The organism is Streptomyces sp. JNUCC 64 (genome assembly GCF_054484115.1).
Genome location: NZ_CM137015.1, coordinates 5056216 through 5077201 on the forward strand (window position 1 = coordinate 5056216; position 20986 = coordinate 5077201).

Sequence of the window (20986 nt, forward strand, 5' to 3'; positions counted from 1 at the left end):
CGCCGTGCCGTCAGCCCTGGTGCCGCCACCAGAAGGAGGCGGGCGCGAAGTGCCGGGTCACCCCGAGCCGCTGCCACAGGGGCCGCAGCACCTCCCGCAGCTCGGGGTCGCCGTGGACGAACGCGTTCGGCAGGAGCACCCCGAACCGTTCGGGCGCCGCCGTGAGCAGCGCCGCCAGCAGGTACTGCTCGGAGTACAGCCGCCACCGCCAGGATTCCGGGTAGTCCCCCGGCAGCATGATGTCGTGCACCTGGATCAGCACCCCGGGCTTCAGCCGGGGGAGCAGCTCGAAGAAGAAGACCATCACGTCCGACCCCATGTGGAGCCGGTGCGAGCCGTCGAGGAAGAGGACGTCACCGGCCTCCAGCTCCTCGAACACCGCGTGGTCCGCGTCCTGGAGCGGCACCCGGACCACCTCGTCGCAGAGGTCGTCGATCCGGGCCCGGGGCCGGGGGTCGATCGAGGTGATCCGGGTCGGCAGCCCCAGGTCGCTGACCGCCCGCCGGGCGAACTTGGTGGAGTTGCCGGAGCCGATCTCCAGGTACCGCGCCGGTCGCTGTTCGGCGAGGATCCCGTACAGGGCGAGCGCGTCCATCGGTGGCAGCCAGGTGTTGCCCCAGTAGGGGGTGGACGCCCGCTCCAGCCCGTCCACGGGGATGCGGGCGAGGTGCTCGGCGTGGTCGAGGAACCCGGTCAGCCGCTCGGCGTACCCCTTGCGCCCCTCCTCCAACAGCTTCCGCACGGGCGCCAGTTCGGCCCGGGGCTGGGGGGTGATCATGTGGTCGAGGAAGACCGGTTTGAGGAACCCGGTCGCCCACATCGCCAGACCGTAGGCGGTGGGTCTGCGCTCCAGCCGGTCCAGTCCGCGCTGGAGGGCGGGGAACCGTTCGAGCAGGGTGGGGGAGGGCTCGGGGACGGAGGTCGGCGTCTGTGCGCGCAAGGGAGAGGAGCCTTTCGGACATCGGAACGGCCGGGAAGACGTGCTCTGGGTCGTACGCGTGCGTCGGTGCCAGTCGGTGCCAGTCGGTGCCAGTCGGTGCCAGGGGGGTGGGCGTCAGGTTGCTGCGGGTGCGGGTGCGGGTGCGGGTGCGGGTGCGGGTGCGGAGGCGGTGCGGGGCAGGGGTGGTGCCCGCACCGGTGTGGGGGCCGGTACGGGGCTTCGGACGCGTGATCCATTCCCCGAACGGATCATGGATATCCCTGAGTTGACGTGCGGGCGGAGGCCCCCGCCCGGCGGGGCGCGTTCCGCCGGGCGCGCCCCGCCGCCCGTCCGGCCCGCGTCGGCCTCCCCGCGCGGGCGGGGCAGGGCGCCGGCTTTCTTGGTCAGCCGGACGCCCCCCGAGGCCCGGACGGGACCGCTCATCCGCGCGGGAAGACCTCCTCGCCGACGACCGCCAGGTCGGGGCTGATCAGATCGGGCAGGACCGTGTCCTCCGGCAGGGGGGACACCTTCCCGGTGGAGAGGTCCACGGACACCTCGGTGCCGTCGTACCGGCTTCCGGCCCTCCCGTACGCCGTGCCGTCCCCGTCCACGAAGTCGAACGTGACGCGCTCGCGGTCGTCGGTCTCCTGGAAGCAGTGGCCCCGCTTCTCCCGGAGGTCGAGGACGACGGAGTCCACGGCGACGTACCGGCCGTCCGTCGACTGCCACATCTCCGTGGGCTTCTCCGGGTGCTCACAGCCGACGGAGGCCAGGACCTTGCCGGTCCGCCCGTCGTGGACCGCCCAGATCCACTCGTGCTCCCCCTTGAAGTCCGGCCAGTCGCCGCCCTTGACCGGCCAGGGCGCGAGCACCTGCCCCTCGGGCGTCCCGGACGCCTCCAGTCTGTTCGTGCCGTCGTCCCGCACCGTCGTGGCCGGGGCGAAGTCCTCGCTGTACCAGTCGCCCGACCAGAAGGCGTGCGCCCCGTCCACCAGCACGCCCGCCGGGGTGTGCCCGACCACCGTGGAGTTGGTCTCGCACGAGGAGAACGAGTCCTTCCAGCAGGACCCGGGCGCTCCGATCTCCTCGCCCTCGTCCTGGTACTCGGTCACCTCGCCCGTCACCGCGTTCGCCGCGGTCTTGGCATCGTCGGCGGCCACCAGGACGATGCCGCGGTGCCGGGCCGCCGTGATCTCCTCGGCGGCCACCCCGGGCAGGTCGGTGACCCGGACCGGTGCCACCGCCTTCCCGCCGTCGGTGGACCCGGACGTCGGATACGCGGCGACGCGGGTCACGTCCTTCTCCTTCGTCACCCCGTCGCCGCCCTCGGATCCCGTCACGGCGAGCACGGCGTACTCCTCGCCGCCCTCGCGCACCACGAACAGCTCGACGTCCTCGTATCCCGGGGCGCTCGACTCGGGCTCGGGCCGGGCCACCGGCTTCCCGCTCCACCGGAGCGCGCCGGTGCGCCCGTCGTACGCCACGACCCGGGTCGTGGCGCCGTCGGCGGAGTTCGTCTGGGCCAGCAGCAGACCGCTGTCCGGTCCGATGGCCGGGTCGCCGGTGAACGTCCCGGCGCCCTCCGGCTCCTCCAGCACCCAGCCCTTGGTGTTGTCGAAGGCCGCGGGCAGGGGCTTCCGCTCCGCCCGTGCCACGGACGGCTCCGGCGACGGGCTCCCGCCCTTCGCTCCGTCCCCCTCCTTCTTCCCGCCGTCCCGTCCCTCGCTCCGGGCGGGCTTCTCCGAGCCCCCCGGGTCCCCGTCCCCTTCTCCGCACGCGGTCAGCGACAGCGCGGCGATCGCGGCGACGGCTCCGGCCGCCGTCCTCGTCCAGGCCCCCATGGTTCGTCCCCGTATCTGCTCGGTAACACAGTGAAGCGCTCACTATGACGGCCGCCCGGGGGAGGCCGGCGGGCGGGGAGGGGAGCTGTCGGGAACGTCACGGTTCACGGGCGTCCGGGTGGTTCCGCCGTCCGGGAGCGGGCGGGCCGGAGAGGGAGAGGGGGCGCCCCGGCGGTCTCCGCTCCGGTCGGACCGGGGGCGCGCCCGGAGGCCGACGGGACCCGTCAGGGCCGGACCGGCGGGGCTCCGGAGCAGGTCGGAGGGGGTCCGGGGCGGCGTCTGGGCCCCCGGGGCCGTCGCTCCCGGCAGGGCGGGCGGCGGGACGTGTGTGGCGCTCCGTGCCGTGGGGTACTCTCTACGGCTCGATTGGCCAGGGTCATGCCCCGTATGGCAGACTGTCGGGGTTGCTCGGTTGAGTATCGATGCTGCGCGCCTCCCGCCGGGAGGACCGGAAGCGAGTCCCACAGTACTCGTCGCCCTTATCTGCCGTCAGGCAGCGCTGGGGCGGACGTACGGGAATCTTCCGGGAAGTGTCAGCGCGATGCCGGCCAGGCGCCCGGTGGGTGGTTTTCGCCCCCGACCCGCGGTCCCGTACCGCGATCCCCTCGATGGGACGTCCTCCAAGGGACATCCCTGTCAGCGGGACCGCGACACGCCCGACCGCGTGGGTCGGAGGAGGGAACCGGAACGACTCTCCGGGGTGCCAGAGCGTTCACTAGCAGACAGGACTACGAAGTAGCCATGGCGGGACAGAAGATCCGCATCCGGCTCAAGGCCTACGACCACGAGGTCATCGACTCCTCGGCGAAGAAGATCGTCGAGACGGTGACCCGCACTGGTGCGTCGGTCGCGGGCCCGGTGCCGCTGCCCACTGAGAAGAACGTGTACTGCGTCATCAAGTCGCCGCACAAGTACAAGGACTCGCGCGAGCACTTCGAGATGCGCACGCACAAGCGCCTGATCGACATCCTCGACCCGACGCCCAAGACCGTTGACTCTCTGATGCGACTCGACCTCCCGGCCGGGGTCGACATCGAGATCAAGCTCTGAGGGGTCGGTGTAACGAGATGACCAAGCAGATCAAGGGAATCCTGGGCGAGAAGCTCGGCATGACCCAGGTCTGGGACGAGAACAACCGTGTCGTCCCCGTGACCGTGGTGAAGGCCGGACCCTGCATCGTCACCCAGGTCCGTACGAATGACGCCGACGGCTACGAGTCGGTCCAGATCGCCTTCGGCGAGATCGACCCGCGCAAGGTGAACAAGCCCCTCAAGGGCCACTTCGCCAAGGCCGACGTCACCCCGCGCCGCCACCTCGTCGAGATCCGTACCGCTGACGCCAGCGAGTACGCCCTCGGCCAGGAGCTCACCGCCGAGACCTTCGAGGCGGGCGTCAAGGTCGACGTCACCGGCAAGAGCAAGGGCAAGGGCTTCGCCGGTGTCATGAAGCGCCACAACTTCCGTGGCCTCGGCGCCGGACACGGCACCCAGCGCAAGCACCGCTCGCCGGGCTCCATCGGTGGCTGCGCCACCCCGGGCCGCGTGTTCAAGGGCCTGCGCATGGCGGGCCGCATGGGCAACGAGCGGGTCACCACCCAGAACCTGACCGTCCACGCCGTTGACGCGGAGAAGGGTCTGCTGCTCATCAAGGGCGCGGTTCCCGGTCCGAACGGCGGCCTCGTCCTGGTCCGTACCGCGGCCAAGGGGGCCTGAGGTAACCGATGAGCACCATTGACATCCTTTCGCCCGCTGGCGACAAGACCGGGACCGTCGAACTCCCCGCGGAGATCTTCGACGCCAAGGTCAGCATTCCGCTGATCCACCAGGTCGTCGTCGCCCAGCTGGCCGCTGCCCGTCAGGGCACGCACAAGACCAAGAGGCGCGGAGAGGTCCGCGGCGGTGGGCGCAAGCCGTACCGCCAGAAGGGCACCGGCCGCGCCCGCCAGGGTTCGACCCGCGCTCCGCAGTTCGCCGGTGGTGGCGTCGTGCACGGCCCCGTGCCGCGCGACTACTCCCAGCGGACGCCCAAGAAGATGAAGGCCGCCGCCCTGCGCGGTGCCCTCACCGACCGGGCCCGCAACCAGCGCATCCACGTCGTCACCGGCGTGATCGAGGGCACGGACCCGTCCACGAAGGCCGCCCGGACGCTGTTCGGCAAGATCAGCGAGCGCAAGAACCTGCTCCTGGTCGTCGACCGCGCCGACGAGGCCGCGTGGCTCTCCGCCCGCAACCTGCCCCAGGTGCACATCCTGGAGCCGGGCCAGCTGAACACGTACGACGTGATCCGCTCCGAGGACGTGGTCTTCACCCAGGCCGCCTTCGAGTCCTTCGTGTCCGGCCCCGCCACGGCCACTGAGACCGAAGGGAGTGACGCCTGATGGCTACGCGTCACCCGAGCATCGCCCCCAAGGCGGCCAAGGCCGCCAAGGCCGCGCGCATCGCCAAGGCGAAGCGCCACGCCACCGAGGGCAAGAACACCGTTGAGACCCCGCTGAGCAAGTCCTTCACGGACCCCCGTGACGTGCTGCTCAAGCCGGTCGTCTCCGAGAAGAGCTACGCGCTGCTCGACGAGAACAAGTACACGTTCGTCGTCGACCCGCGGGCCAACAAGACCCAGATCAAGCAGGCCGTCCAGGCGGTCTTCGAGGTCAAGGTCACCGGGGTCAACACGATCAACCGCCAGGGCAAGCGCAAGCGCACCCGCACCGGTTTCGGCAAGCGTGCCAACACCAAGCGCGCCATCGTGACCCTCGCCGAGGGCGACCGTATCGACATCTTCGGCCAGGCCTCCTAACGGAGCGCCCTGGTCCGATATCGGACGAGGACTGAGAAATGGGTATCCGCAAGTACAAGCCGACGACTCCGGGCCGTCGTGGCTCCAGCGTCGCCGACTTCGTCGAGATCACGCGGTCCACGCCGGAGAAGTCGCTGGTCCGCCCTCTGCACAGCAAGGGCGGCCGTAACAACGCCGGTCGTGTGACCGTTCGCCACCAGGGTGGCGGACACAAGCGCGCCTACCGCGTGATCGACTTCCGTCGTCACGACAAGGACGGCGTGCCGGCGAAGGTCGCGCACATCGAGTACGACCCCAACCGCACCGCGCGCATCGCGCTGCTGCACTACGCGGACGGCGAGAAGCGCTACATCCTCGCCCCGCGCAACCTGCAGCAGGGCGACCGCGTCGAGAACGGTCCCGGGGCCGACATCAAGCCGGGCAACAACCTCGCCCTGCGCAACATCCCCGTCGGTACCACGATCCACGCGATCGAGCTCCGTCCGGGCGGCGGCGCCAAGTTCGCCCGCTCCGCCGGTGCCTCCGTGCAGCTGCTGGCGAAGGAGGGCGCCATGGCGCACCTCCGGATGCCGTCCGGCGAGATCCGCCTGGTCGACGTGCGCTGCCGCGCCACCGTCGGCGAGGTCGGCAACGCCGAGCAGTCGAACATCAACTGGGGCAAGGCCGGCCGCAAGCGCTGGCTGGGCGTTCGCCCGACCGTTCGCGGTGTGGCGATGAACCCGGTCGACCACCCGCACGGTGGTGGTGAGGGCAAGACCTCCGGTGGTCGCCACCCGGTCTCCCCGTGGGGTCAGAAGGAGGGTCGTACTCGTTCGCCCAAGAAGGCGTCGAACAAGTACATCGTCCGCCGCCGCAAGACGAACAAGAAGCGCTAGGAGCGGGTTTAGATGCCGCGGAGTCTCAAGAAGGGGCCCTTCGTCGACGACCACCTGATCAAGAAGGTGGACGCCCAGAACGAAGCAGGCACCAAGAACGTCATCAAGACCTGGTCCCGCCGCTCGATGATCGTCCCGGCCATGCTCGGCCACACGATCGCGGTGCACAACGGCAAGACCCACATCCCGGTGTTCGTCACCGAGTCGATGGTCGGCCACAAGCTCGGCGAGTTCTCGCCGACCCGCACCTTCCGGGGTCACGTCAAGGACGACCGGAAGTCGAAGCGCCGCTAAAGCGGGGTGAACGACCATGACGAACGTGTCAGACACTGAAGGGACAACCATGGAAGCCAGGGCCCAGGCGCGGTACATCCGCGTCACGCCCATGAAGGCCCGCCGCGTGGTGGACCTGATCCGTGGCATGGACGCCACGGAGGCTCAGGCGGTCCTGCGTTTCGCCCCGCAGGCCGCGAGCGTGCCGGTCGGCAAGGTGCTGGACAGCGCCATCGCCAACGCCGCGCACAACTACGACCACACGGACGCCTCTTCGCTCTTCGTGAGCGAGGCGTTCGTCGACGAGGGCCCGACCCTGAAGCGGTTCCGTCCGCGTGCCCAGGGCCGCGCCTACCGGATCCGCAAGCGGACCAGCCACATCACCGTGGTCGTCAGCAGCAAGGAAGGAACCCGGTAATGGGCCAGAAGGTTAACCCGCATGGGTTCCGGCTCGGCGTCACCACGGACTTCAAGTCCCGCTGGTATGCCGACAAGCTGTACAAGGACTACGTCAAGGAAGACGTCGCCATCCGTCGGATGATGACGTCCGGCATGGAGCGCGCCGGCATCTCGAAGGTGGAGATCGAGCGCACCCGTGACCGTGTGCGGGTGGACATCCACACCGCGCGTCCCGGCATCGTCATCGGCCGCCGCGGCGCCGAGGCCGACCGCATCCGCGGTGACCTGGAGAAGCTGACCGGCAAGCAGGTCCAGCTGAACATCCTCGAGGTCAAGAACCCGGAGACGGACGCTCAGCTGGTGGCCCAGGCCGTCGCCGAGCAGCTGTCCTCCCGCGTCTCCTTCCGTCGTGCCATGCGCAAGAGCATGCAGTCGGCGATGAAGGCGGGCGCCAAGGGCATCAAGATCCAGTGTGGTGGCCGTCTCGGCGGTGCCGAGATGTCCCGCTCGGAGTTCTACCGCGAGGGCCGTGTGCCCCTGCACACGCTCCGCGCGAACGTGGACTACGGCTTCTTCGAGGCCAAGACCACCTTCGGCCGCATCGGCGTCAAGGTGTGGATCTACAAGGGCGACGTCAAGAACATCGCCGAGGTCCGCGCCGAGAACGCCGCCGCCCGCGCCGGCAACCGTCCGGCCCGTGGTGGCGCCGACCGTCCCGCCGGCCGTGGTGGCCGCGGTGGCGAGCGCGGTGGCCGTGGCCGTCGGCCGCAGCAGCAGTCCGCCGGTGCTGAGGCCCCCAAGGCCGAGGCTCCCGCCGAGACCGCCGCTCCGGCCGCTGAGAGCACCGGAACGGAGAGCTGACCCATGCTGATCCCCCGTAGGGTCAAGCACCGCAAGCAGCACCACCCCAAGCGGCGTGGTCAGGCCAAGGGCGGGACGACCGTCGCGTTCGGCGAGTACGGCATCCAGGCCCTCACGCCGGCGTACGTGACGAACCGTCAGATCGAGGCCGCTCGTATCGCGATGACCCGCCACATCAAGCGTGGCGGCAAGGTCTGGATCAACATCTACCCGGACCGTCCGCTCACCAAGAAGCCCGCCGAGACCCGCATGGGTTCCGGTAAGGGTTCCCCCGAGTGGTGGATCGCGAACGTTCACCCGGGCCGGGTGATGTTCGAGCTGTCCTACCCGAACGAGAAGATTGCGCGTGAGGCGCTTACCCGCGCTGCTCACAAGCTTCCGATGAAGTGCCGCATTGTCCGGCGCGAGGCAGGTGAAGCGTGATGTCGGCCGGTACCAAGGCGTCCGAGCTGCGCGAGCTGGGCAACGAGGAGCTCCTCAACAAGCTCCGCGAGGCCAAGGAAGAGCTGTTCAACCTCCGCTTCCAGGCGGCGACGGGCCAGCTTGAGAACCACGGTCGGCTCAAGGCCGTCCGCAAGGACATCGCCCGTATCTACACCCTCATGCGCGAGCGTGAGCTCGGCATCGAGACGGTGGAGAACGCCTGATGAGCGAGAAGAACGTGACTGAAGAGACCGCCGCCCGCGGCTTCCGCAAGACCCGCGAGGGTCTCGTCGTCAGCGACAAGATGGACAAGACCGTCGTCGTCGCCGTCGAGGACCGCGTCAAGCACGCCCTGTACGGCAAGGTCATCCGCCGTACGAACAAGCTCAAGGCGCACGACGAGCAGAACGCCGCCGGCGTCGGCGACCGCGTCCTCCTGATGGAGACCCGGCCGCTGTCCGCCACCAAGCGCTGGCGCGTCGTCGAGATCCTCGAGAAGGCCAAGTAATCAGCTCGGAGGGGTAACCCTTCGAGTCCCGTTCCGCCAGGCTCCGGGGGCCGCCGCAAGCGGCCCCCGGGGAACCGGCAGACAATCAGGAGATAGACGTGATCCAGCAGGAGTCGCGACTGCGCGTCGCCGACAACACGGGCGCGAAGGAAATCCTTTGCATCCGCGTTCTCGGTGGCTCCGGTCGTCGCTACGCGGGCATCGGCGACGTCATCGTCGCCACCGTCAAGGACGCGATCCCCGGCGGCAACGTGAAGAAGGGTGACGTCGTCAAGGCCGTCATCGTTCGCACCGTCAAGGAGCGCCGCCGTCCCGACGGCTCGTACATCCGTTTCGACGAGAACGCCGCCGTCATCCTCAAGAACGACGGCGACCCCCGCGGCACCCGTATCTTCGGCCCGGTCGGCCGTGAGCTGCGCGAGAAGAAGTTCATGAAGATCATCTCGCTCGCGCCGGAGGTGCTGTAAGCATGAAGATCAAGAAGGGCGACCTGGTTCAGGTCATCACCGGCAAGGACAAGGGCAAGCAGGGCAAGGTCATCGCGGCCTTCCCCCGCGAGGACCGCGTCCTGGTCGAGGGTGTCAACCGGGTCAAGAAGCACACCAAGGCCGGTCCGACGGCGCGTGGCTCCCAGGCCGGCGGCATCGTGACCACCGAGGCGCCGGTTCACGTGAGCAACGTCCAGCTCGTCGTGGAGAAGGACGGCAAGAAGGTCGTCACCCGCGTCGGGTACCGCTTCGACGACGAGGGCAACAAGATCCGCGTTGCCAAGCGGACGGGTGAGGACATCTGATGACGACCACCACCATCCCGCGTCTCAAGACGAAGTACCGCGAGGAGATCATCGGCAAGCTGCGTGAGGAGTTCTCCTACGAGAACGTCATGCAGGTTCCCGGCCTCGTGAAGATCGTGGTCAACATGGGTGTGGGCGACGCCGCCCGCGACTCCAAGCTGATCGAGGGTGCCATCAAGGACCTCACCACGATCACCGGTCAGAAGCCCGCCGTGACCAAGGCCCGCAAGTCCATCGCGCAGTTCAAGCTGCGTGAGGGCCAGCCGATCGGCGCCCACGTCACCCTCCGTGGTGACCGCATGTGGGAGTTCCTGGACCGCACCCTGTCGCTCGCGCTGCCGCGCATCCGCGACTTCCGCGGCCTGTCGCCCAAGCAGTTCGACGGCCGTGGCAACTACACCTTCGGTCTCACGGAGCAGGTCATGTTCCACGAGATCGACCAGGACAAGATCGACCGTGTCCGGGGTATGGACATCACCGTGGTCACCACGGCGACCAACGACGCTGAGGGCCGCGCGCTCCTTCGTCACCTCGGCTTCCCCTTCAAGGAGGCGTGAGCGAGATGGCGAAGAAGGCTCTGATTGCCAAGGCCGCCCGCAAGCCCAAGTTCGGTGTGCGTGGCTACACCCGCTGCCAGCGCTGCGGCCGTCCGCATTCCGTCTACCGCAAGTTCGGCCTCTGCCGCGTGTGCCTTCGTGAGATGGCTCACCGCGGCGAGCTGCCGGGCGTGACCAAGAGCAGCTGGTAGTTCCCCCTTTCGGGAACCACCGGACGCTCTCGGTAGGCATCGGGTCGGCAGGGGCCCGGCCCTCCATGGCTTAGGCTAGGAGGGTTGGGCGTCTGCCGCCCGTCACACATGCGGGCCTCGTGCCCGCTGACAACGCTTACTACGCCGTAGGTCCCCGCGCCGCACCCGTCCCGCCCCAGTGTGGGGAGAGGGATGGCGCATACAGGAAACCCCGGCGAGAGAGGCCGAAGGCCAATTCATGACCATGACTGATCCGATCGCAGACATGCTGACCCGTCTGCGTAACGCGAACTCGGCGTACCACGACTCCGTGGGCATGCCGCACAGCAAGATCAAGTCGCACATCGCGGAGATCCTCCAGCAGGAGGGCTTCATCACGGGCTGGAAGGTCGAGGACGCCGAGGTCGGCAAGAACCTCGTCCTGGAGCTGAAGTTCGGCCCCAACCGTGAGCGCTCCATCGCGGGGATCAAGCGCATCTCCAAGCCCGGTCTCCGGGTGTACGCGAAGTCCACCAACCTGCCGAAGGTGCTGGGCGGCCTGGGCGTGGCGATCATCTCCACGTCGCACGGGCTCCTCACCGACAAGCAGGCCGGCAAGAAGGGCGTGGGTGGGGAAGTCCTCGCCTACGTCTGGTAGCGGAAGGGAACGGAGGAAACAGCTATGTCGCGCATTGGCAAGCTCCCCATCACGGTTCCCGCCGGCGTGGACGTCACCATCGACGGCCGTACGGTCCTGGTGAAGGGTCCCAAGGGCTCCCTGACCCACACGATCGTGGCCCCGATCGCGATCGAGAAGGGCGAGGACGGCACCCTCCAGGTGACCCGCCCCAACGACGAGCGGCAGAACAAGGCCCTCCACGGCCTGTCCCGCACGCTGGTGGCGAACATGATCACCGGCGTGACCCAGGGTTACGTGAAGAAGCTCGAGATCAGCGGTGTCGGCTACCGCGTCCAGGCGAAGGGCTCCAACCTGGAGTTCGCGCTGGGCTACAGCCACCCGATCACGGTCGAGGCGCCCGAGGGCATCGCCTTCAAGGTGGAGTCCCCGACCCGTCTCTCGGTCGAGGGCATCGACAAGCAGAAGGTCGGCGAGGTCGCGGCCAACATCCGCAAGCTTCGCAAGCCCGACCCGTACAAGGCCAAGGGCGTCAAGTACGAGGGCGAAGTCATCCGCCGCAAGGTCGGAAAGGCGGGTAAGTAACCCATGGCATACGGCACGAAGATCGCCAAGGGTGACGCGTACAAGCGCGCCGCCATCAAGCGCCGCCACATCCGGATCCGCAAGAAGGTCTCCGGTACGGCCGAGCGTCCGCGCCTGGTCGTGACGCGCTCGAACCGCCACATCGTCGCTCAGGTCATCGACGACCTCAAGGGTCACACCCTTGCGTCCGCGTCGACCCTGGACACCAGCATCCGCGGTGGCGAGGGCGACAAGTCGGCACAGGCCAAGCAGGTCGGTTCCCTGGTCGCCGAGCGCGCCAAGGCCGCCGGTGTCGAGGCCGTCGTGTTCGACCGCGGTGGCAACCAGTACGCCGGGCGCATCGCCGCCCTGGCCGACGCCGCCCGCGAGGCCGGGCTCAAGTTCTAAGCCGGCTCGTAGCTAGCGGAAACAGAGAGAGGTAATTCCCATGGCTGGACCCCAGCGCCGCGGTGGCGGTGCCGGTGGCGGCGAGCGGCGGGACCGGAAGGGCCGTGACGGCGGCGCAGCTGCCGCCGAGAAGACCGCGTACGTTGAGCGCGTTGTCGCGATCAACCGCGTCGCCAAGGTTGTGAAGGGTGGTCGTCGCTTCAGCTTTACCGCGCTGGTCGTGGTGGGCGACGGTGACGGCACCGTGGGTGTCGGATACGGCAAGGCCAAGGAGGTGCCGGCCGCCATCGCCAAGGGTGTTGAGGAGGCCAAGAAGCACTTCTTCAAGGTCCCCCGCATCCAGGGCACCATCCCCCACCCGATCCAGGGCGAGAAGGCTGCGGGCGTCGTCCTGCTCAAGCCGGCTTCCCCCGGTACGGGCGTTATCGCCGGTGGCCCGGTGCGCGCGGTGCTCGAGTGCGCCGGCGTCCACGACATCCTGTCGAAGTCGCTCGGCTCCGACAACGCGATCAACATCGTGCACGCGACCGTGGCGGCCCTCAAGGGCCTCCAGCGTCCCGAGGAGATCGCGGCCCGCCGCGGTCTGCCCCTCGAGGACGTGGCCCCCGCGGCCCTGCTCCGTGCGCGTGCCGGGGCGGGTGCGTAATGGCCCGCCTCAAGATCACGCAGACGAAGTCGTACATCGGCAGCAAGCAGAACCACCGTGACACCCTGCGTTCGCTCGGGCTCAAGCGCCTGAACGACGTGGTCGTCAAGGAGGACCGCCCCGAGTTCCGCGGAATGGTGCACACCGTCCGCCACCTCGTGACGGTCGAGGAGGTCGACTAATCATGGCGGAGCAGAACCCGCTGCGGGTCCACAACCTCCGTCCCGCCCCCGGCGCCAAGACCGCGAAGACCCGTGTCGGTCGTGGTGAGGCGTCGAAGGGTAAGACGGCCGGTCGTGGTACCAAGGGCACCAAGGCCCGTTACCAGGTTCCGGAGCGCTTCGAGGGTGGCCAGATGCCCCTCCACATGCGTCTCCCGAAGCTGAAGGGTTTCAAGAACCCGTTCCGGACCGAGTACCAGGTCGTGAACCTGGACAAGCTCGCCGCCCTCTACCCCGAGGGTGGGGAGGTCACCGTTGCCGACCTGGTCGCCAAGGGTGCCGTCCGCAAGAACAGCCTCGTCAAGGTCCTCGGCCAGGGTGAGGTCTCCGTGGCGCTGACGGTGACGGTCGATGCCGTCTCCGGCTCCGCCAAGGAGAAGATCACCGCCGCCGGCGGTACCGTCACCGAGCTCGTCTGAGCCACGGTGAACTGAGCGATCCCACCGGGGATACCCCACAAAAGGGGTATCCCCGGTTGGTCGTTCCACGGGGCCTACGCTCGCCGGTAAGGTGGCGAGCGTTGTTGTCTATCTGTTCTTCCTTACTCCTTTGTCGAAACCTCAAGACCGTCACCTCTGACGCACGTGCGCGGGGGTCGCAGGAGGCACCGTGCTCAGCGCGTTCTCCCGGGCGTTCAAGACGCCCGACCTGCGCAAGAAGCTGCTCTTCACGCTCGGCATCATCGTGATCTACCGGATCGGCACCCATGTGCCGATTCCCGGCGTCAACTACGAGAATGTCCAGTTCTGTGTGGACCAGGCCAAAACCAGCCAGGGTCTGTTCGGTCTGGTCAATATGCTCAGTGGTGGCGCGCTGCTCCAGATCACGGTCTTCGCGCTCGGCATCATGCCGTACATCACGGCGAGCATCATTCTCCAGCTGCTGACAGTGGTCATCCCCCGGCTGGAAGCCCTCAAGAAGGAGGGCCAGTCCGGTACGGCGAAGATCACCCAGTACACCCGATACCTCACCATCGCGCTGGCCGTGCTCCAGGGCACCGGCCTGGTCGCCACCGCGCGCACCGGCACCCTGTTCCAGGGCTGTGCCCGCGCGGGAGAGATCGTTCCCGATCAGTCGATCTTCGTGACCATCACCATGGTCATCGTGATGACCGCCGGTACCGCCGTCGTCATGTGGCTCGGTGAGCTGATCACCGACCGCGGCATCGGCAACGGCATGTCGATCCTGATGTTCATCTCGATCGCCGCCACCTTCCCCGCCTCCCTCTGGGCGATCAAGGAGCAGGGCTCGCTGGCCGACGGCTGGATCGAGTTCGCCACCGTGATCCTCGTCGGTCTGGTGATGGTCGCCCTCGTCGTCTTCGTCGAGCAGGCGCAGCGGCGCATCCCGGTCCAGTACGCGAAGCGGATGATCGGCCGCCGTTCCTACGGCGGAACCTCCACCTACATCCCGCTGAAGGTCAACCAGGCGGGTGTGATCCCGGTCATCTTCGCCTCGTCACTGCTGTACATCCCGGCACTCGTGGCCCAGTTCGCGGGCGGCACGTCGGACTGGAAGACGTGGATCGAACGCAACCTGAGCACGGGTAACCACCCGGTTTACATCGTCACGTACTTCGTGCTGATCGTTTTCTTCGCCTTCTTCTACGTGGCCATCTCGTTTAACCCCGAGGAAGTCGCGGACAACATGAAGAAGTATGGTGGCTTCATCCCGGGCATCCGGGCTGGCCGACCGACCGCTGAGTACCTGAGCTACGTACTCAACCGGATCACCTGGCCGGGTTCGCTGTATCTGGGGCTGATCGCTCTGGTGCCGACAATGGCGTTGGCAGGCTTCGGTGCCAACCAGAACTTCCCGTTCGGTGGCACCAGCATCCTCATCATCGTCGGCGTGGGACTCGAGACGGTGAAGCAGATCGAGAGCCAGCTCCAGCAGCGCAATTACGAAGGGTTCCTCCGCTGATGCGAATCGTCCTCGTCGGGCCGCCCGGTGCGGGCAAGGGTACGCAGGCCGCGTTCCTCGCCAAGAACCTGTCGATCCCGCACATCTCCACGGGCGACCTCTTCCGTGCCAACATCAGCCAGGGCACGGAGCTGGGCAAGCAGGCCAAGGCGTTCATGGACGCCGGCAACCTGGTTCCCGACGAGGTCACCATCGGGATGGCCAAGGACCGCATGGAGCAGCCGGACGCCGAGGGCGGGTTCCTGCTCGACGGGTTCCCGCGGAACGTCTCCCAGGCCGAGGCCCTGGACGAGACGCTCGCCGCCGAGTCCATGAAGCTGGACGCGGTGCTGGACCTCGAGGTCCCCGAGGACGAGGTGGTCAAGCGGATCGCCGGACGGCGCATCTGCCGCAAGGACTCCAGCCACGTGTTCCACGTGACGTACAAGAAGCCCGAGACCGAGGGTGTCTGCGACACCTGCGGCGGGGAGCTGTACCAGCGTGAGGACGACAGCGAGGGGACCGTGCGGAAGCGGCTCGAGGTCTACCACACGCAGACCGAGCCGATCATCGACTACTACCGGGAGCAGGGGCTGGTCGTGACCATCTCCGCGCTCGGGAAGGTCGAGGACGTCACCTCGCGGGCGATGGCCGCGCTGAAGGTTCGCGACGCGTAGTACCTCGCGGTACGGCGTCACCACGCTCCGTGTCCGGGCCCCGGCCCGGGACCCGGGGGCTCACCGCCCCCGCGTTCCGGCCGGGGCCCGGTCGCTTTTCCGGGGCGCCCGGGCCCGGACCGGTGCCCCGGGCTCCCGCCTCGCCGCTGTCGGCCTCCGGCCCGTGGCGGGCTCTTCGCGCAGTTCCCCGCGCCCCTTTCCCGCCGTGGGCCCCCGGTCGTTTCCTCCTGCGGGTGGTGGGGGTTCCTCGCGCAGTTCCTCGCGCCCCTTACCGCCGTGGGTTCTCGGGTCGTTTTCTTCTGCGGGTGGTGGGGGGTTGCTCGCGCCGTTCCCCGCGCCCCTGAAGGGCGCCCCTGGCGGGGCCGGGGCCCGGAACGGGGCCCCGCAGGGGCGCGGGGAACGGCGCGCTCAGCCCCCACGCACCGGTAGACGGCGACGGCCGGAAGACCCACGGAGGGAAGGGGCGCGGGGAACGGCGCGATCAGCCCACGACGCACCCGCGCGGTACCAACGGCGGAAAGCCCCCCCCCGCACTCCCGGGTCGCGCTCGTTCCGCACACCGCACGCCCGCCGGGACGCACCCGTAGGGGCGCGGGGAACGGCGCGATCGGCCACGACGGACCCGGGGGCGGCAGTGCGCCGGAGGGGCGCGAGGGCCCCCACCGCCCGCAGGCGGCCATGGTGGGAACGATTGGTGGGCCTCGCGGGGCGGGGCCCGGGGCCGGGGGAACCGCGTGAGCGGCCACGGTGGTGGGTGGCCACGGCCGGGGGCCGGTGGTGGGTGGCCGCAGTGGAGGCCCCGGTGGGCCGCGCGGTCTTCGGGGGCGTTCCGTGCCGGGGGGCGGGGGCCGGGGAGGGGAACGGGGAGGCGTGGGGGTCCGTATCGTGGGGGGAGACCGCTGAAACGTTGGAGAAAGGCCCCCGCCGCCATGGTGCAGATCAAGACCCCCGACCAGATCGCCAAGATGCGGGCGGCGGGACTGGTCGTGGCCGCGGTGCACGCGGCCACGCGTGAGGCCGCGGTGCCCGGGGCGACGACCAAGGACCTCGACGAGGTCGCCCGCAAGGTGATCGCCGAGCACGGCGCCACCTCGAACTTCCTCGGGTACGGCGGGTTCCCCGCCACCATCTGCACCTCGGTGAACGAGGTCGTCGTCCACGGCATCCCGAGCGACGAGGTGGTCCTCAAGGACGGGGACGTCATCTCGGTGGACGCGGGCGCGATCATCGACGGCTGGCACGGCGACGCCGCGTTCACCGCGTTCGTGGGCTCCGGTCACGCCCCGGAGCTGGTCGAGCTGTCCCGGGTGACCGAGGAGTCCATGTGGGCCGGGATCGCCGCGATGAAGGCGGGCAACCGGCTGGTCGACGTCTCCCGGGCGATCGAGACGTACATCCGCCGCCAGCCCCGCGTCGGCGGCGGGAAGTACGGGATCGTCCAGGACTACGGCGGGCACGGCATCGGCACCGAGATGCACATGGAGCCGCACCTGCTGAACTACGTGGAGCGCCGCCGGGGCAAGGGCCCCAAGCTGGTGCCCGGGTTCTGCCTGGCGATCGAGCCGATGGTGTCGCTCGGCACGCCGAAGACCGCGGTGCTGGAGGACGACTGGACCGTGGTCACCACGGACGGCAGCTGGTCCTCGCACTGGGAGCACTCGGTGGCGCTCACCGAGGAGGGCCCGCTGGTGCTCACCGCCCCCGACGGCGGCAGGGCGAAGCTCGCCGAGTACGGGGTCACGGCCGCCCCGGACCCGCTGGGCTGACGTCCGGGCCCGTGACGTGCGGGTCCATCGGGGCGGTGCCCCGTGTCGTGGCGCTTAGGGATCTCCGTCATGGGGCATCATTCCCCGATTCGTGTTTCCTGGAGCGCTGACGTAGACTGACTCGTCGGCTCTCGTGTACCCGTGTGTCCTCATGCGGACGGCGGGGTGAGCGAGGCCGGCCAAGGTAGTCGATTCGAAGGGCGAAGCGTGGCCAAGAAGCAAGGTGCCATCGAGATCGAGGGCACTGTCGTCGAGTCTCTTCCGAACGCCATGTTCAAGGTCGAGCTCCAGAACGGCCACCAGGTCCTGGCACACATCAGCGGCAAGATGCGGATGCACTACATCCGTATCCTCCCTGACGACCGGGTCGTGGTGGAGCTGTCTCCGTACGACCTGACGCGTGGCCGGATCGTCTACCGCTACAAGTAGATCTTGCCCGCACCCCGGGTCACGGACCGTACGGTCCGGGTCCGGGGTGGTGGCACTGACCCGGAGAACCTCACACCCATGAAGGTCAAGCCGAGCGTCAAGAAGATCTGCGACAAGTGCAGGGTGATCCGCCGTCACGGTCGGGTCATGGTCATCTGCGACAACCCGCGCCACAAGCAGCGCCAGGGCTGACGCACGACCGCACCCTCTGCACTTCGCAGAACTCGCGCGACGCAAGCACGACGTGTACATACGCAGGACCCGGACCGTCAGCGGTCCGACACCCCCGGTCGGAGGCCGGGGACCCGCTCCGTACCACCCCCTCGGGGGTCGGCGGAGGGGAATCGTCCTGCGGAAGACCTCCGAAGAATCAACTGGAGCCATTGAATGGCACGCGTTTCCGGTGTTGACATCCCGCGCGAAAAGCGTGTGGAGGTCGCCCTCACCTACGTGTTCGGCATCGGCCGGACCCTTTCCCAGCAGACGCTGGCCGAGACCGGTGTGAACCCGAACACCCGCGTTCGCGACCTCTCCGAGGAGGAGCTGGTCAAGATCCGCGAGTACGTGGACGCCAACCTCAAGACCGAGGGTGACCTCCGTCGCGAGATCCAGGCGGACATCCGCCGCAAGGTCGAGATCGGCTGCTACCAGGGTCTGCGCCACCGCCGCGGCCTGCCCGTCCACGGACAGCGCACCAGCACCAACGCCCGCACCCGCAAGGGCCCGCGTCGCGCCATCGCCGGTAAGAAGAAGCCGGGCAAGAAGTAGTCCGCAGCGGACGCTCGTCAGCGGTCTTCGCTGTAGGACCGACCACCTCCCGTAGGAGATAGAGATGCCCCCCAAGGGTCGTCAGGGCGCTGCCAAGAAGGTGCGCCGCAAGGAAAAGAAGAACGTCGCTCACGGGCACGCCCACATCAAGAGCACGTTCAACAACACCATCGTCTCGATCACGGACCCCACGGGCAACGTGATCTCCTGGGCCTCCGCCGGCCACGTCGGCTTCAAGGGCTCCCGCAAGTCGACCCCGTTCGCCGCGCAGATGGCCGCCGAGTCGGCCGCGCGCCGCGCGCAGGAGCACGGCATGCGCAAGGTCGACGTCTTCGTCAAGGGCCCCGGCTCCGGCCGTGAGACCGCGATCCGCTCGCTCCAGGCGACCGGGCTCGAGGTCGGCTCCATCCAGGACGTCACCCCCACCCCGCACAACGGCTGCCGCCCCCCGAAGCGGAGGCGCGTCTGACCCAGGTGCGCCCAGCGCACCCGTGGTCGATGCCGGGCTTCGGGCGACACACCGCCTTCGGGGGGTGTGTCGCCCGTACCCTTGTCTGTACGCGGTACCCGTCGGACGTCAAATAGTGGGCGTCCACGACAGAAGGATCTGATCCCCACATGCTGATCGCTCAGCGTCCCTCGTTGACCGAAGAGGTCGTTGACGAGTTCCGTTCCCGGTTCGTGATCGAGCCGCTGGAGCCGGGCTTCGGTTACACCCTCGGCAACTCCCTGCGCCGCACCCTCCTCTCCTCGATCCCCGGCGCGGCGGTCACGTCGATCCGGATCGACGGGGTCCTGCACGAGTTCACCACCGTGCCGGGCGTCAAGGAGGACGTCACCGACCTGATCCTCAACATCAAGCAGCTGGTCGTCTCCTCGGAGCACGACGAGCCGGTCGTGATGTACCTGCGCAAGCAGGGCCCGGGTCTGGTCACCGCCGCCGACATCGCGCCCCCGGCCGGTGTCGAGGTGCACAACCCCGACCTCGTCCTCGCCACGCTGAACGGCAAGGGCAAGCTGGAGATGGAGTTGACCGTCGAGCGCGGTCGCGGCTACGTCTCCGCCGTGCAGAACAAGCAGGTCGGCCAGGAGATCGGCCGCATCCCGGTCGACTCGATCTACTCGCCGGTCCTCAAGGTCACCTACAAGGTCGAGGCGACCCGAGTCGAGCAGCGCACCGACTTCGACAAGCTCATCGTCGACGTCGAGACCAAGCAGGCCATGCGCCCCCGTGACGCCATGGCGTCCGCGGGCAAGACCCTGGTCGAGCTGTTCGGTCTCGCCCGCGAGCTGAACATCGACGCCGAGGGCATCGACATGGGCCCGTCCCCGACGGACGCCGCCCTCGCCGCCGACCTCGCGCTGCCGATCGAGGAGCTGGAACTCACCGTCCGCTCCTACAACTGCCTCAAGCGCGAGGGCATCCACTCCGTGGGTGAGCTCGTCGCCCGCTCCGAGGCGGACCTGCTGGACATCCGCAACTTCGGTGCGAAGTCCATCGACGAGGTCAAGGCGAAGCTGGCCGGCATGGGCCTGGCCCTCAAGGACAGCCCGCCCGGATTCGACCCGACCGCCGCCGCCGACGCCTTCGGCGCCGACGACGACGCGGACGCCGGGTTCGTCGAGACCGAGCAGTACTAGTCGCCGTCCGGCGGGGCGGCCCGGTTCTCCGGGTGTCCCGCCGGTGGGCGGTTGCCGTTCGAGCCCGGCCTCCGGCCTTGTCCTCAAGCGCCGGACGGGCTGGACGCGGTTCGCCGTGGGCTTCGGCTCCGGTGGGCCGTATCCGTTCGGGCCCGGCCTCCGGCCTTGTCCTCAAGCGCCGGACGGGCTGGACGCGGTTCGCCGTGGGCTTCGGCTCCGGTGGGCCGTATCCGTTCGGGCCCGGCCTTCGGCCTTGTCCTCAAGCGCCGGACGGGCTCGATGCGGCTTGCCGGGAGTCTCGGCTCCCGGTCTGAACACACCCTTCCGCGGGGCGTCCGCCTCGCGGGAACTGTCATCGGTACCTGACACGGCCGGTGCAGCACACAAGGAGAAACACCATGCCGAAGCCCGCCAAGGGTGCCCGTCTGGGCGGCAGCGCCGCGCACGAGAAGCTGCTGCTGGCGAACCTCGCCAAGTCGCTCTTCGAGCACGGCCGCATCACCACCACCGAGGCCAAGGCCCGTCGTCTGCGGCCCTACGCCGAGCGTCTGGTCACCAAGGCGAAGAAGGGCGACCTTCACAACCGCCGCCAGGTGCTCCAGGTCATCACCGACAAGAGCGTCGTGCACACGCTCTTCACGGAGATCGGCCCGCGCTACGAGAACCGCCCGGGTGGCTACACCCGTATCACCAAGATCGGCAACCGTCGCGGCGACAACGCGCCCATGGCGGTCATCGAGCTGGTGGAGGCCCTGACCGTGGCCCAGGAGGCCACCGGTGAGGCCGAGGCGGCGACCAAGCGCGCCGTCAAGGAGGACGCCCTCAAGAAGGACGCCGCCGAGGCCCCCGCGGCCGAGGCCGTCGAGGACGCCAAGCCCGCCGACGCCGAGGGCGAGTCCAAGGACGCCTGAC

General features: G+C 68.8%; 32 protein-coding genes. 30 read left to right on the top strand and 2 right to left on the bottom strand.

From position 1 onward, the window contains the following. Positions 1-10: 10 nt before the first annotated feature. A complete protein-coding gene (locus ACVWNX_RS21055) occupies positions 11-940 on the bottom strand; it encodes a class I SAM-dependent methyltransferase (protein ID WP_454409025.1) in 930 nt (309 codons plus the stop codon). 419 nt (positions 941-1359) lie between these two features. Beyond that, the gene (locus ACVWNX_RS21060; RefSeq protein ID WP_454409027.1) at positions 1360-2763 is read right to left on the bottom strand and encodes a hypothetical protein; all 1404 of its coding nucleotides are present in this window, start codon (positions 2761-2763) and stop codon (positions 1360-1362) included. A 741-nt stretch (positions 2764-3504) separates the two neighbouring features. On the opposite strand from ACVWNX_RS21060, the gene rpsJ reads away from it, so the two are divergent. The 30 genes from rpsJ (at position 3505) to rplQ (ending at position 20985) form a co-directional block, all read left to right on the top strand. After that, positions 3505-3813 (top strand): 30S ribosomal protein S10, encoded by a 309-nt coding sequence (gene rpsJ / locus ACVWNX_RS21065; RefSeq protein WP_003948644.1) that lies wholly within the window; start codon positions 3505-3507, stop codon positions 3811-3813. Positions 3814-3830: 17 nt separating this feature from the next. Continuing rightward, positions 3831-4475, top strand: a complete 645-nt coding sequence (rplC, locus tag ACVWNX_RS21070; RefSeq protein WP_351244520.1) for a 50S ribosomal protein L3 — start codon at positions 3831-3833, stop codon at positions 4473-4475. 8 nt (positions 4476-4483) lie between these two features. Next, positions 4484-5140 (top strand): 50S ribosomal protein L4, encoded by a 657-nt coding sequence (rplD, locus tag ACVWNX_RS21075; RefSeq protein ID WP_454409029.1) that lies wholly within the window; start codon positions 4484-4486, stop codon positions 5138-5140. Continuing rightward, on the top strand, positions 5140-5556 hold the full coding sequence (rplW, locus tag ACVWNX_RS21080; protein ID WP_454409031.1) for a 50S ribosomal protein L23: 417 nt from the start codon (positions 5140-5142) through the stop codon (positions 5554-5556). Before rplD ends, rplW begins: the two co-directional genes overlap by 1 nt. Positions 5557-5594: 38 nt before the next feature. Continuing rightward, the gene (rplB, locus tag ACVWNX_RS21085) at positions 5595-6431 is read left to right on the top strand and encodes a 50S ribosomal protein L2 (RefSeq protein WP_351244514.1); all 837 of its coding nucleotides are present in this window, start codon (positions 5595-5597) and stop codon (positions 6429-6431) included. A 12-nt stretch (positions 6432-6443) separates the two neighbouring features. After that, positions 6444-6725, top strand: a complete 282-nt coding sequence (gene rpsS, locus ACVWNX_RS21090; protein WP_010036728.1) for a 30S ribosomal protein S19 — start codon at positions 6444-6446, stop codon at positions 6723-6725. A gap of 49 nt (positions 6726-6774) precedes the next feature. Beyond that, the gene (rplV, locus tag ACVWNX_RS21095; RefSeq protein ID WP_351244511.1) at positions 6775-7122 is read left to right on the top strand and encodes a 50S ribosomal protein L22; all 348 of its coding nucleotides are present in this window, start codon (positions 6775-6777) and stop codon (positions 7120-7122) included. Next, on the top strand, positions 7122-7964 hold the full coding sequence (gene rpsC, locus ACVWNX_RS21100) for a 30S ribosomal protein S3 (protein ID WP_454409032.1): 843 nt from the start codon (positions 7122-7124) through the stop codon (positions 7962-7964). Before rplV ends, rpsC begins: the two co-directional genes overlap by 1 nt. Before the next feature lie 3 nt (positions 7965-7967). Continuing rightward, on the top strand, positions 7968-8387 hold the full coding sequence (rplP, locus tag ACVWNX_RS21105; protein WP_188276384.1) for a 50S ribosomal protein L16: 420 nt from the start codon (positions 7968-7970) through the stop codon (positions 8385-8387). Continuing rightward, on the top strand, positions 8387-8611 hold the full coding sequence (gene rpmC, locus ACVWNX_RS21110) for a 50S ribosomal protein L29 (RefSeq protein ID WP_059079052.1): 225 nt from the start codon (positions 8387-8389) through the stop codon (positions 8609-8611). Before rplP ends, rpmC begins: the two co-directional genes overlap by 1 nt. After that, positions 8611-8895: a 30S ribosomal protein S17 gene (gene rpsQ, locus ACVWNX_RS21115; RefSeq protein WP_282546404.1), complete on the top strand. Its 285-nt coding sequence runs from the start codon at positions 8611-8613 to the stop codon at positions 8893-8895. Before rpmC ends, rpsQ begins: the two co-directional genes overlap by 1 nt. 98 nt (positions 8896-8993) lie before the next feature. After that, a complete protein-coding gene (gene rplN, locus ACVWNX_RS21120) occupies positions 8994-9362 on the top strand; it encodes a 50S ribosomal protein L14 (protein ID WP_003998823.1) in 369 nt (122 codons plus the stop codon). A gap of 2 nt (positions 9363-9364) precedes the next feature. Further along, positions 9365-9688, top strand: coding sequence for a 50S ribosomal protein L24 (gene rplX, locus ACVWNX_RS21125; RefSeq protein ID WP_454409034.1), 324 nt, complete (start codon positions 9365-9367; stop codon positions 9686-9688). After that, entirely contained in the window at positions 9688-10245 is a 558-nt protein-coding gene (rplE, locus tag ACVWNX_RS21130) for a 50S ribosomal protein L5 (RefSeq protein WP_454409036.1), read from the top strand. Before rplX ends, rplE begins: the two co-directional genes overlap by 1 nt. A 5-nt stretch (positions 10246-10250) precedes the next feature. Next, positions 10251-10436, top strand: coding sequence for a type Z 30S ribosomal protein S14 (locus ACVWNX_RS21135; protein ID WP_003948630.1), 186 nt, complete (start codon positions 10251-10253; stop codon positions 10434-10436). Between the two features lie 238 nt (positions 10437-10674). Next, on the top strand, positions 10675-11073 hold the full coding sequence (rpsH, locus tag ACVWNX_RS21140) for a 30S ribosomal protein S8 (protein ID WP_043443042.1): 399 nt from the start codon (positions 10675-10677) through the stop codon (positions 11071-11073). A 24-nt stretch (positions 11074-11097) separates the two neighbouring features. Next, complete coding sequence (gene rplF / locus ACVWNX_RS21145) at positions 11098-11637, top strand: 50S ribosomal protein L6 (protein WP_454409038.1); 540 nt, start codon at positions 11098-11100, stop codon at positions 11635-11637. 3 nt (positions 11638-11640) lie between these two features. After that, the gene (gene rplR, locus ACVWNX_RS21150; protein ID WP_454409039.1) at positions 11641-12024 is read left to right on the top strand and encodes a 50S ribosomal protein L18; all 384 of its coding nucleotides are present in this window, start codon (positions 11641-11643) and stop codon (positions 12022-12024) included. A gap of 40 nt (positions 12025-12064) precedes the next feature. Beyond that, entirely contained in the window at positions 12065-12670 is a 606-nt protein-coding gene (gene rpsE, locus ACVWNX_RS21155) for a 30S ribosomal protein S5 (protein ID WP_016645168.1), read from the top strand. Beyond that, the gene (gene rpmD, locus ACVWNX_RS21160; protein ID WP_005313525.1) at positions 12670-12852 is read left to right on the top strand and encodes a 50S ribosomal protein L30; all 183 of its coding nucleotides are present in this window, start codon (positions 12670-12672) and stop codon (positions 12850-12852) included. Before rpsE ends, rpmD begins: the two co-directional genes overlap by 1 nt. Positions 12853-12854: 2 nt before the next feature. Beyond that, positions 12855-13310 carry a 50S ribosomal protein L15 gene (gene rplO / locus ACVWNX_RS21165; RefSeq protein WP_351244500.1) on the top strand — a complete coding sequence of 152 codons (456 nt, stop codon included), beginning with the start codon at positions 12855-12857 and terminating at the stop codon, positions 13308-13310. A 190-nt stretch (positions 13311-13500) separates the two neighbouring features. After that, positions 13501-14814, top strand: a complete 1314-nt coding sequence (gene secY, locus ACVWNX_RS21170; protein ID WP_454409040.1) for a preprotein translocase subunit SecY — start codon at positions 13501-13503, stop codon at positions 14812-14814. Beyond that, positions 14814-15470: an adenylate kinase gene (locus ACVWNX_RS21175; protein ID WP_454409041.1), complete on the top strand. Its 657-nt coding sequence runs from the start codon at positions 14814-14816 to the stop codon at positions 15468-15470. Before secY ends, ACVWNX_RS21175 begins: the two co-directional genes overlap by 1 nt. Positions 15471-16399: 929 nt before the next feature. Beyond that, positions 16400-17236, top strand: a complete 837-nt coding sequence (map, locus tag ACVWNX_RS21180) for a type I methionyl aminopeptidase (RefSeq protein WP_454409042.1) — start codon at positions 16400-16402, stop codon at positions 17234-17236. A 207-nt stretch (positions 17237-17443) separates the two neighbouring features. Then, positions 17444-17665, top strand: coding sequence for a translation initiation factor IF-1 (gene infA / locus ACVWNX_RS21185; RefSeq protein ID WP_003948620.1), 222 nt, complete (start codon positions 17444-17446; stop codon positions 17663-17665). A gap of 78 nt (positions 17666-17743) precedes the next feature. After that, positions 17744-17857, top strand: coding sequence for a 50S ribosomal protein L36 (gene rpmJ, locus ACVWNX_RS21190; RefSeq protein WP_003974245.1), 114 nt, complete (start codon positions 17744-17746; stop codon positions 17855-17857). A gap of 195 nt (positions 17858-18052) precedes the next feature. Then, positions 18053-18433, top strand: a complete 381-nt coding sequence (gene rpsM / locus ACVWNX_RS21195; protein ID WP_148010033.1) for a 30S ribosomal protein S13 — start codon at positions 18053-18055, stop codon at positions 18431-18433. Between the two features lie 64 nt (positions 18434-18497). Beyond that, positions 18498-18902, top strand: a complete 405-nt coding sequence (gene rpsK / locus ACVWNX_RS21200) for a 30S ribosomal protein S11 (RefSeq protein ID WP_003948617.1) — start codon at positions 18498-18500, stop codon at positions 18900-18902. Positions 18903-19051: 149 nt separating this feature from the next. Then, positions 19052-20074, top strand: a complete 1023-nt coding sequence (locus ACVWNX_RS21205; protein WP_003966937.1) for a DNA-directed RNA polymerase subunit alpha — start codon at positions 19052-19054, stop codon at positions 20072-20074. Positions 20075-20472: 398 nt separating this feature from the next. Continuing rightward, positions 20473-20985 (top strand): 50S ribosomal protein L17, encoded by a 513-nt coding sequence (rplQ, locus tag ACVWNX_RS21210; protein WP_454409044.1) that lies wholly within the window; start codon positions 20473-20475, stop codon positions 20983-20985. Position 20986: the final 1 nt, after the last annotated feature.